The following is a 10,468-nucleotide window of genomic DNA, read 5'->3' as shown; positions in this document are numbered from 1 at the left end:
TTGCACGCTGCTGCAGCTTGTTTTGGTGAAACAAACTCCTCATACGCGGCCTCCGCGCATGAGGAGTTTGTTTTCATAGTCAACGCGCAGCACGACCGCCAGCGCCACCAGATTCATCAGAATCGCCGACCCGCCAAAACTCATCAGCGGCAGCGTGAGCCCCTTGGTCGGCAGCGCGCCCAGGTTCACGCCCATGTTGATGAAGGCCTGGAAGCCGATCCAGATCGCCACGCCCTGTGCGACGAGGCCGGAGAACACCCGGTCCAGCGCAATGGCCTGCCGACCGATGTGCATGATGCGGCGGGTCATCCACAGGAACAGGATGATGAGCGCCACCACCCCCACGAGGCCAAACTCTTCGCCGATCACGGCCATCAGAAAGTCGGTGTGCGCCTCAGGCAGCCAGTGCAGCTTCTCCACGCTGCCGCCCAGCCCCACGCCAAACACCTCGCCCCGCCCGATGGCGATCAGCGAGTGCGACAACTGGTAGCCCTTGCCCAGCGCATGCTGTTCGCTGAAGGGGTCCAGGTATGCAAACACGCGCTCGCGACGCCAGGGCGAGCTGGCGATCATCAACGCAAAGGCACCGACCAGCACGCCAGCAATCAGGAAGAACATGCGGGCATTCACACCGCCGAGGAACAGGATGCCCATGGCAATCACGGCCACCACCATGAAGGCGCCCATATCGGGCTCGGCCAGCAGCAGCACGCCGACGATGGCCACCGCAGCGCCCATGGGCAGCACGGCGCGGAAGAAGCGCTCCTTCACCTCCATCTTGCGCACCATGTAGTCGGCGGCATAGATCAGCACCGCAAACTTGGCCACCTCGGACGGCTGGAAGCCCACCGGCCCGATGGACAGCCAACGGCGCGCGCCGTTGACCACCTTGCCCACGCCAGGAATCAGCACCGCCACCAGCATGAGCAGGGCCACAATGAACAACCAGGGTGCCACGCGCTCCCACAGCGCCATGGGCACCTGGAACGCCAGCAGCGCCGCCACAAAGCCCACCACCAGATACATCATGTGGCGGGTCAGGAAATGGGTGGACGCGTAGTTAGCAAAGCGCGGGTTGTCCGGCATGGCAATCGACGCCGAATAGACCATCACCAGTCCCCAGGCCAGCAGCGCCACCACCACCCAGAGCAGGGCTTGGTCAAAGCCCAGCACACTCGCGGGCGTGCTGGACGACTGGCGGTACTCGGTGCCGCCCACACGCACGGGCAACACGTCGGCCGCCTTGCCGGGCAGGCCACCGAACCAGCCGGTCACGCGTTGGAGCAAGGTGCTGGCGGGGGCTGTCATTGCATGCCCTCCGCCGACTGGCCCGCATCGTCAGCCATCGCCCGCACGGTCTCGCAAAAGACGTGGGCGCGATGCTCGTAGTCCTTGAACATGTCGAAGCTGGCGCAGGCGGGCGACATCAGCACCGCGTCGCCAGAATGGGCGCGCTGCGCTGCCAGTGCGACGGCCTCAGGCAAGGTGCCCGCATCGAGCAGCGGCACGCCGGCGTCCTGGAGCGCAGCGCGGATCAGCGGTGCGTCGCGGCCGATCAGCACCACCGCACGTGCGTAGCGGGCGACGGGAGCGGCCAGGGGCGCAAAGTCCTGCCCCTTGCCTTCTCCGCCCAGAATGACCACCAGACGCCGCTCCGTGCCCAACCCCACCAGCGCTGCCGCCGTGGCGCCTACGTTGGTGCCCTTGCTGTCGTCAAAATATTCCACGCCATGGATGATGGCCACGGGTTCCACGCGGTGCGGCTCGCCCCGGTACTCGCGCAGGCCGTACAGCATGGGCGCCAGCGGGCAACCCGCTGCTGTGGCCAGCGCCAGCGCCGCCAAGGCGTTGGTGGCGTTGTGGCGCCCCCGGATGCGCAGCGCATCCGCCGGCATGAGCCGCTGGATATGCAGGTCCTCTTCGACCTCGTTGCGGCCACGCTTGCGGGTTTCGTCGGCGTCCATGGCGCGCACCAGCCAGGGCATGCCGCTGACCACCTCAATGCCGAAGTCGCCCGGACGCCGGGGCATGTCGCCACCAAAAGTGATGTGCGCGCGCACCTGCGGCTTTTGCAGCTTGACCTTGACGGGCGGCGGCAGCATGCCCATCACCGCAGGGTCTTCGCGGTTCAGGATCATCCAGCCCGTCTGGCCAAAGATGCGAGCCTTGGCCGCAGCGTAGGCCTCGATGCTGCCGTGCCAGTCCAGATGGTCCTGCGTGATGTTGAGCACCGTGGCGGCTGTGGGCTCGAAGCCGCCTTCACCCCCATTCACGCCATCGAGCTGAAAACTCGACAGCTCCAGCACCCACACATCGGGCAAGGTGCCGGAATCCAGGTGTTCTGCCAGTGTGTCGAGCAGGGTCGGACCGATGTTGCCGGCCACGGCCACGCGTTTGCCCGAGCGCTCCACCAGTTGGCCGGTGAGCGAGGTCACCGTGGTCTTGCCGTTGGTACCGGTGATGGCCAGCACGGCGGGGGCATACGCGTGCGATGCACGCAGCGCAGCCAAGGCCGTGGCATACAGGCTCAACTCACCGCCAGCGCTGATGTTGTTTGCACGAGCCGCTTCCAAAACAGGAGCAACCGCCTCGGGGCTCAGCCCTGGCGAACGATAGACCGCATGCATGTCCTGCCCCTGCACCAGGCTGGCATCGAATGCGCCCGACACAAAACGCACCTGGGGCAGCTCCTGCTGCAGCGCAGGCAGTTGCGGCGGGGCAGCGCGTGTGTCAGCCACGGTGACCTGCGCACCACAACGCACACACCAGCGGGCCATCGCCATGCCCGAGGCGCCCAGGCCCAGGATCAGGATGTGCTGGTCTTGCAGCAGGTTCGCCACGCCTTCGCGCGCCGGGCCTGCAGGCACATCGGGCGTGGTGGACTCGTCGGCCTCAGCGGTCTCGGCAACGTCCGCGCTGTCCGCAGCGCCCGGCTCGGGGGCGGACACCTCGGCAAAGATCTGCGCCACAAAGTCCGCCGCTGCCTTCGCGGCGGAGACGGCCGGCACGGCCTCGGGGTTCCAGGCGGTGCTGGTGCTTTTGGCTGCGGGCGCAGCGTCTGTGGCCTCGCTGCCTGTCGCGGCAACATCCTGCTGCGGATTCGCCTCAGGCACTGCGAGCGCTGCGAGCGCTGCGGGCTCTGCGGGCTCTGCGGGCAAAGGGGCCTGCATGCCAGGATCGCCTTCGGGAGCGCCGTCCGCGCCCACCCCGGCCCCTGCCAACGGGGGCATAGCCTCGGGCTTACCGAGGGGGTCAGGGACAAGAGGATCGTTCGGAATCATCGCAGTTTCAGCGTGGACAGCCCAATCAGGCACAGCAGCATGGTGATGATCCAGAAGCGCACAACCACCTGCGTTTCCTTCCAGCCGCTCTTTTCAAAGTGGTGATGCAGAGGTGCCATCTTGAGCAGGCGGCGGCCTTCGCCGTAGCGCTTCTTGGTGAACTTGAACCAGGTGACCTGCAGCATCACCGACAGCGCCTCGACCACAAAGATGCCGCCCATGATGGCGAGCACGATTTCCTGGCGCACGATGATGGCGATGGTGCCCAGGGCACCGCCCAGCGCGAGTGCACCCACGTCACCCATGAAGACCTGGGCAGGGTGCGCGTTGAACCACAAAAACGCCAAGCCTGCGCCCGCCATGGCTGCGCAGAAGATCAGCAGCTCGCCCGACCCCGGAATGTGCGGGAAAAACAGGTACTTGGAGTACACCGAGCTACCGGTGACATAGGCAAACACGCCCAGTGCCGAGCCCACCATCACCACGGGCATGATGGCCAGGCCGTCCAGACCATCGGTCAGGTTCACCGCATTGCTGGAACCCACGATGACCAGGTAGGTGAGGATCACGAAACCCAGCACGCCCAGCGGGTAGCTCACCTCTTTGAAGAACGGCAACTGCAGGCCCGCCTTGGGCGGCAGGTCCAGCGAGAAGCCCGACTGCACCCAGCCCACAAACAGCTCCCACACCTTGGCGTTGGAGCTTTCGGAAATGCTGAACACCAGATACAGCGCGGCCATGAGGCCGATCACCGACTGCCAGAAATACTTCTCGCGCGAGCGCATGCCCTCGGGGTCTTTGTTGACCACCTTGCGCCAGTCGTCCACCCAGCCGATGGCGCCAAAGCCGAGCGTGACGATGAGCACGATCCACACAAAGCGGTTGGACAGGTCAAACCACAGCAAGGTGGAAATGGCAATCGACAACAGGATCAGCACACCACCCATGGTGGGCGTGCCGCTCTTGGACAGGTGCGACTGCATCGCATAGCCCCGGATGGGCTGGCCGATCTTGAGCGAGGTGAGGATGCGAATCACCTTGGGGCCGGCCACCAGCCCGATGAGCAGCGCCGTCATGGCGGCCATCACCGCACGGAACGTGAGGTACTGGAACACCCGGAAAAAGCCGAACTCGGGCGACAGCCCTTGCAGCCATTGCGACAGCATCAGCAGCATGTGGCACCTCCGGCGCAGGCTGGCACCGTGCGGGCAATATCAATGCGTTGCGCCATGGTGTCCCTCCCGTGGGTTGATCGGCCTTTGTTGTTGTTCTGCGGGCAGTGCGGCGGCGCTGATCGCCTCGACCACCTGTTCCATCTTCATGAATCGCGATCCCTTGACCAGCACACTGCCCACCGTGGGCAGGGCTTTGCGCACGGCATCCTGCAGGGCGGCCATCTCGTTGAAATGCCGGGCCCCATCGCCATAGGCCGATGCGGCGTGCACCGACTGCGCACCCAGCACAAACATCGTGGGGATGCCCGCCTCACGGGCCAGTGCGCCCGCCTCGGCATGGAACTGCGGGCCCTGGTCGCCCACCTCGCCCATGTCGCCCATCACCAGCAGTTGCGGGCCTGGCAGTTCAGCCAGCACCTGGATGGCCGCGTGCATGGAATCGGGGTTGGCGTTGTAGGTGTCGTCCACCACCGTGATGTCGCGGCCTGCAACGGACACGCTGAACGCGCGCGAACGGCCCTTGACCGGGGTGAAGTCGCGCAGCCCCTGGGCAATGGCCGCAACCGGTGCACCCGCTGCCAGCGTGCACGCCGTGGCCGCCAGCGCGTTGGACACGTTGTGGCGGCCTGCGATGTGCAGACGGGTGGTGATCTCGCCGCGTGGCGTGACTAGGGTGACCGCCCAGGCGCCGCGCTCCCAGGTGGCCTGCGCGCAGCGGACGTCGCCGCCCTCACCAAACGTCACCGTACGGCGGCCGGGCCGCTCCATGGCAAGCGATTGCCACAGGCTCGTGTACGCATCCCCTGCCGGGAATACGGCCACACCATCGGCCGGCAGGCTGGCAAACACCGAACCGTTCTCGCGGGCCACGGCCTCTACGGTGTGCATGAATTCCAGATGCTCACGCTGCGCGTTGTTGACCAAGGCCACCGTGGGCTGGGCCATGGCCGCCAGTGTGGCGATCTCGCCAGGGTGGTTCATGCCCATCTCGATCACGGCGGCGCGGTGGCTGGCGCGCAGGCGCATCAGCATCAGCGGCACACCGATGTCGTTGTTGAAATTGCCCTGCGTGGCAAATGCGGCGTCGCCCTGCCAGGCACGCAGAATGGACGCAATCATCTGCGTCACCGTGGTCTTGCCGTTGCTGCCCGTCACGCCGATCAGCGGCAGATGAAATTGCGCGCGCCAGCCGGTGGCCAGTGCGCCCAGCGCAGCCAGGCTGTTGGGCACTTCGATGCCGGACAAGCCCGCTGCTTCCAGGCCACCGTGCGCAATAGCGGCTGCAGCGCCGCCAGCCCGGGCGTCGGCCAAAAAGGCGTTGGCATCAAAACGCTCGCCCTTGAGGGCCACAAACAAATCGCCCGGCTGCAACGTGCGCGTGTCGGTGTGCACGCGCGCCAGCGGAGTGGCGCCATCGCCCACCAGACGGGCAGCAGGGATACTTGGCTGCAGCAGCGCCCAGGCTTGCTGCAGAGTCATGACGGGTTCAAAACTGTTCATGCCCATGTGTGGGCTCCTCGGGCCTGCAGCGCAGCCTGCGCGTGGGCCATGTCGGAAAACGGCACGCGCACGCCTGCCGTCTCCTGGGTGTCTTCGTGGCCCTTACCGGCAATCAGCACCACATCGGCGGGCGCAGCTTCGGCCACGGCCTGGGCGATGGCGACGGCACGGTCGGGCTCGGCTCGCACAGTGCCACCGGCAATCGTGCCCTGCAGGATCTGGTGCAGGATGGCGGCCGGGTCTTCGCTGCGGGGGTTGTCACTGGTCACCAGCACCTGGTCGGCCTGCTGCTGGGCCACCGCCCCCATCAGCGGGCGCTTGCCCGCGTCGCGATCGCCGCCGCAACCGAACACGCACCAGAGGCGCCCGCCACGCTCGGCCGCCAGGGGACGCAGGGCTTGCAGGGCCTTGTCCAAAGCATCGGGGGTGTGGGCGTAGTCCACGGCCACCAGGGGTTGTCCTGCAGACACCAGCCGCTGCATGCGGCCCGGCACGGGCTGCAGACTGGCGCAGGCGCGCACGGCGCGGTCCAGCGGTACGCCCAGGCTGCGCAGCGTGGCCAGCACGCCCAGCAAGTTGAGCACGTTGTACTGGCCGATCACACGGGTTTGCAGCAGATGACGGTCATTGCCCTCCACCACCGTGAAGCGCAGGCCCTGGTCACCCAGGGTGGTGTCTTGTGCCGTCAGACGCGCAGGTGCCTGGGCCGAGACGCTCCACAGATCCAGCGCACTGCCTTTCAGCTCTCCATGCAGCTGGGCGCCTGCGGGGTCGTCCACATTGATGATGGCGGCCTGCAGACCGGGCCAGTCGAACAGGGCGCGCTTGGCCAGCCAGTAATCGGCCATGCTGCCGTGGTAGTCCAGGTGGTCCTGCGTGAAGTTGGTGAAGATGGCGGTGTGGATCTGCGTGCCGTCGAGCCGGGCCTCGGCCAGTCCAATCGACGAGGCCTCGATGGCACAGGCACCGAAGCCCTGCGCCACAAACTGGGCAAACGCGCGCTGCAGTCGCACCGGGTCGGGCGTGGTCATGCCGGTGGAGGCCAGCGCGGGGGGCACCCCCATGCCCAAAGTACCCACCAGCGCACATAGGTCTTGCCCCGAATGCTCCTCATTCGATAGCACATTCAGCACGCCCGCCAGCCACCAGGCCGTGCTGGTCTTGCCGTTGGTTCCGGTCACGGCCAGCACCTTCAGCTGCTGCGTGGGTTGTGCAAACCATTCAGCGGCGATGGGCCCTGTGGCGGCCTTGAGGCCTGGCAGCGCGGCCATGTGGTCGCCCTCGAAGGCAAAAGCCTCGACGCCCGCCTGTTCGACCAGGCAGGCCGTGGCGCCGCGCACCATGGCGTCGGCCACATGCGCGCGGCCATCGGTAGCGGCACCGGGCCAGGCAATGAAGCCGTCGCCAGGCGTGATCTGGCGGCTGTCGGTGTGCAAGGTGCCGGTGACGCGCGTGCGCAGCCATTGCACGGCCTCGCCAGCGGTCTGCAGGGTGTGGAGCGGCGCTGGCATCACAGCGACTCCTCCACCGCATTGGCCACGATCTGCGGCTTGACCGCCATGTCAGGCTGCACGCCCATCATGCGCAGGGTTTGCTGCACCACCTCACTGAACACCGGTGCGGCCACGGCGCCGCCGTAGAACACGCCATTGCTGGGCTCGTCGATCATCACGGCCACGATGATGCGGGGCTTGTCGATGGGCGCCATGCCGGTAAACCAAGCGCGGTACTTGCCCGAGGCGTAGTTCTTGCCCACCTGCTTGCGCGCGGTGCCCGACTTGCCGCCCACCGAGTAGCCCACGGTCTGCGCCTTCTGGCCCGTGCCGCCGGGGCCTGCGGCCATCTGGAGCATCTTGCGCACCTGGTCGGCCGTGCGTTCGGAAAACACGGGCACGCCCACGGCGGGTTCGCTGGTCTTGAGCATGGTGGCGGGAATGACCCGGCCGCCATTGGCAAACACGGTGTACGACCGCGCCATCTGGAACAGGCTGGCCGAGAGGCCGTAGCCGTAGGACATGGTGGCCTGCTCCACGGGACGCCAGCTCTTGTAAGGGCGCAGGCGGCCCGTCACCACACCCGGGAAGTGCAGTTGCGGCTTCTGGCCAAAACCGGCCGCCGAGAAGGTCTCCCACATTTCACGCGCGGGCATCTGCATGGCCAGCTTGGTGGTGCCCACATTGCTGGACTTCTGGATCACGCCTTCCACCGTGAGCACGCCGTAGTTGTGCGTGTCCGAGATCGTGGAGCCGGTGATGGTGATGCGCCCGGGGTTGGTGTCCACGATGGTCTCGGGGCGCACGCGGCCCGTCTCCAGCGCGAGGCCGATGGTGAACGGCTTCATGGTGGAGCCGGGCTCGAACACGTCGGTGAGCGCGCGGTTGCGCAGCTGCTCGCCGGTGAGGTTCTGGCGCTTGTCGGGCACGTAACTGGGGTAGTTGGCTAGCGCCAGCAGCTCGCCGGTGTGGGCATCGAGCACCACGACGCTGCCCGCCTTGGCCTTGTGCGCGGCCACCTGGTCGCGCAGCTTCTGGTACGCAAAGAACTGCACCTTGCTGTCGATGGACAGCTGCATGTCCTTGCCGTCGACCGGGGGCACGGTTTCGCCCACGCTTTCCACCACGCGACCCAGGCGGTCCTTGATTACGCGGCGCGAACCGGGCTTGCCCGCCAGCTCCTTGTCGAACGCCAGTTCCATGCCCTCCTGGCCGTGGTCTTCCACATTGGTGAAGCCCACCACGTGCGCAGCGGCCTCGCCTTCGGGGTACTGGCGCTTGTATTCCTTGCGCTGGTAGATGCCCTTGATGTCCAGGGCTGCAATCTGCTGGCCCACATCCCAGTCGAGCTGGCGCTTGATCCAGACAAAGGTCTTGTCCTCGTCCGCCAACTTCTTCAGCAGATCGGCCTGCGGCATGTCCAGCAGCTTGGCCAGCTGCTTGAGCTTGGCGCGGACCTCAGGCTTGTCCTGGTCCACGTCTTCGGGAATGGCCCAGATGCTCGCAGCCGGCACGCTGGATGCGAGGATCAGACCGTTGCGGTCCACGATCTTGCCGCGGTTGGCAGGCAGCTCCAGCGTACGCGCAAACCGCACCTCACCCTGGCGCTGGAAGAACGCGTTGCCAAACACCTGCACATACGCCGCCCGTCCAGCCAGCCCCAGAAAGCCGAGCGCAATCACCGCCACGATGAACTTGCTGCGCCAGACCGGTGTCTTGCTGGCCAGCAAGGGGCTGGACGTGTAAAGCACGCTGCGACTCATGGCTGCGCCCCCGCAGGTTGCGAAGCGGCGGCTGCCGCTGCTGCATTGGCAGTTGCGACACCCTGTGGGTCAGACACGTACTGCGTGATGGCCGGCGTGGCCGTGCGCATGTTCAGCTGCGCACGCGCGATCCTTTCCACCCGCAGCGGCGTGGCCTGGGCGCGCTTTTCCACCTGCAGGCGCTGGTGCTCCGTCTCCAGACGGCGCGCCTCGGCCACCGCGCGGTCCAGCTCGGTGAACAGGCGGCGCGATTCGTACTGGGTGTGCACCAGGTAGATCGCGCTGGCAAGCACCGCCAGCAAAAGGACCACGTTCAGCCGCGTCATGTCAGGCGACTGCCGTGCGCTCGGCCACGCGCATGATGGCGCTGCGCGAGCGGGGATTGGACTCGACCTCGGCCGCACTGGGCTTGATGCGGTCGAGCGCGATGAGCCTCATGGCCTGCGGCGCGGCAAACGGTGCGCGGCGGTCGTAGACCTCCTTGGAGTGTTTCGCGATGAATTGTTTGACGATACGGTCTTCGAGCGAGTGGAAGCTGATGACCACCAGCCGCCCGCCGGGCTGCAGCACCGAGAGGCTGGCCTCTAGCGCCTGTTGCAACTCTTCAAGCTCGGCGTTGATGAAAATCCGAAGAGCTTGAAATGTGCGCGTTGCAGGGTTCTGGCCCGGCTCGCGGGTTTTGACCGCGCCAGCCACGAGGTCGGCCAGTTCTGCGGTGGTTGCAAGAGGACCCCGTTCTTCGCGCCGAGCAACAATCGCCTTTGCAATGGGGCCAGCAAACCGTTCTTCACCGTAGTCACGTATCACCTCCGCAATCTGACCGACTTCGGCCGTGGCCAACCAATCGGCCACGCTTTCGCCGCGCGTGGTGTCCATGCGCATGTCCAGCGGACCGTCAAAACGGAAACTGAAGCCCCGCTCGGGGCTGTCGATCTGGGGCGAGCTCACACCCAGGTCCATCAGCACGCCCGCAGCGCTGGCAGGCGGCAGGTCGGCCAGATGGCGAAAACCTTCGTGCCGAATGGAAAAACGCGCATCGGTGATGCGCGTTGCTTCGGCGATGGCCTCGGGGTCCTTATCAAAGGCCACCAAGCGCCCCTGGGGGCCCAGCCGGAGCAGGATGAGGCGGGAGTGACCGCCGCGCCCGAAGGTCGCATCGACCCAGGTGCCGGAAGGCTCCGGGCCTGCGCCGCCCAAGAGAGAGTCCACAGCCTCATTCAGCAGGACGGTGGTGTGTTGCAAGGGAGATGTCACAG

Annotated in this window: 8 protein-coding genes; all 8 read right to left on the bottom strand. The window is 66.4% G+C overall.

Annotated elements, in window-relative coordinates; genetic code table 11:
* Nucleotides 1-39: 39 nt before the first annotated feature.
* Nucleotides 40-1,308 carry a putative lipid II flippase FtsW gene (gene ftsW, locus C380_RS03720; RefSeq protein ID WP_015012554.1) on the bottom strand — a complete coding sequence of 423 codons (1,269 nt, stop codon included), beginning with the start codon at nucleotides 1,306-1,308 and terminating at the stop codon, nucleotides 40-42.
* Nucleotides 1,305-3,170, bottom strand: coding sequence for a UDP-N-acetylmuramoyl-L-alanine--D-glutamate ligase (gene murD, locus C380_RS03715; protein WP_015012553.1), 1,866 nt, complete (start codon nucleotides 3,168-3,170; stop codon nucleotides 1,305-1,307). The genes ftsW and murD overlap by 4 nt, the downstream gene beginning before the upstream one ends.
* Before the next feature lie 107 nt (nucleotides 3,171-3,277).
* Nucleotides 3,278-4,456 carry a phospho-N-acetylmuramoyl-pentapeptide-transferase gene (gene mraY / locus C380_RS03710; RefSeq protein WP_015012552.1) on the bottom strand — a complete coding sequence of 393 codons (1,179 nt, stop codon included), beginning with the start codon at nucleotides 4,454-4,456 and terminating at the stop codon, nucleotides 3,278-3,280.
* Between the two features lie 39 nt (nucleotides 4,457-4,495).
* Nucleotides 4,496-5,962, bottom strand: a complete 1,467-nt coding sequence (murF, locus tag C380_RS03705; RefSeq protein ID WP_015012551.1) for a UDP-N-acetylmuramoyl-tripeptide--D-alanyl-D-alanine ligase — start codon at nucleotides 5,960-5,962, stop codon at nucleotides 4,496-4,498.
* Entirely contained in the window at nucleotides 5,953-7,467 is a 1,515-nt protein-coding gene (locus C380_RS03700; protein WP_015012550.1) for a UDP-N-acetylmuramoyl-L-alanyl-D-glutamate--2,6-diaminopimelate ligase, read from the bottom strand. Before C380_RS03700 ends, murF begins: the two co-directional genes overlap by 10 nt.
* Entirely contained in the window at nucleotides 7,467-9,212 is a 1,746-nt protein-coding gene (locus tag C380_RS03695) for a penicillin-binding protein 2 (RefSeq protein WP_015012549.1), read from the bottom strand. Before C380_RS03695 ends, C380_RS03700 begins: the two co-directional genes overlap by 1 nt.
* Nucleotides 9,209-9,538, bottom strand: a complete 330-nt coding sequence (gene ftsL / locus C380_RS03690; protein WP_015012548.1) for a cell division protein FtsL — start codon at nucleotides 9,536-9,538, stop codon at nucleotides 9,209-9,211. The genes C380_RS03695 and ftsL overlap by 4 nt, the downstream gene beginning before the upstream one ends.
* A 1-nt stretch (nucleotide 9,539) precedes the next feature.
* Complete coding sequence (rsmH, locus tag C380_RS03685) at nucleotides 9,540-10,466, bottom strand: 16S rRNA (cytosine(1402)-N(4))-methyltransferase RsmH (RefSeq protein ID WP_015012547.1); 927 nt, start codon at nucleotides 10,464-10,466, stop codon at nucleotides 9,540-9,542.
* Nucleotides 10,467-10,468 lie beyond the last annotated feature (2 nt).

The sequence above is a fragment of the Acidovorax sp. KKS102 genome (assembly GCF_000302535.1).
Taxonomy (GTDB): domain Bacteria; phylum Pseudomonadota; class Gammaproteobacteria; order Burkholderiales; family Burkholderiaceae_C; genus Acidovorax.
The sequence above is the reverse complement of the archived record's forward strand: the minus strand, read 5'-3'. Positions and strand labels throughout refer to the sequence as shown.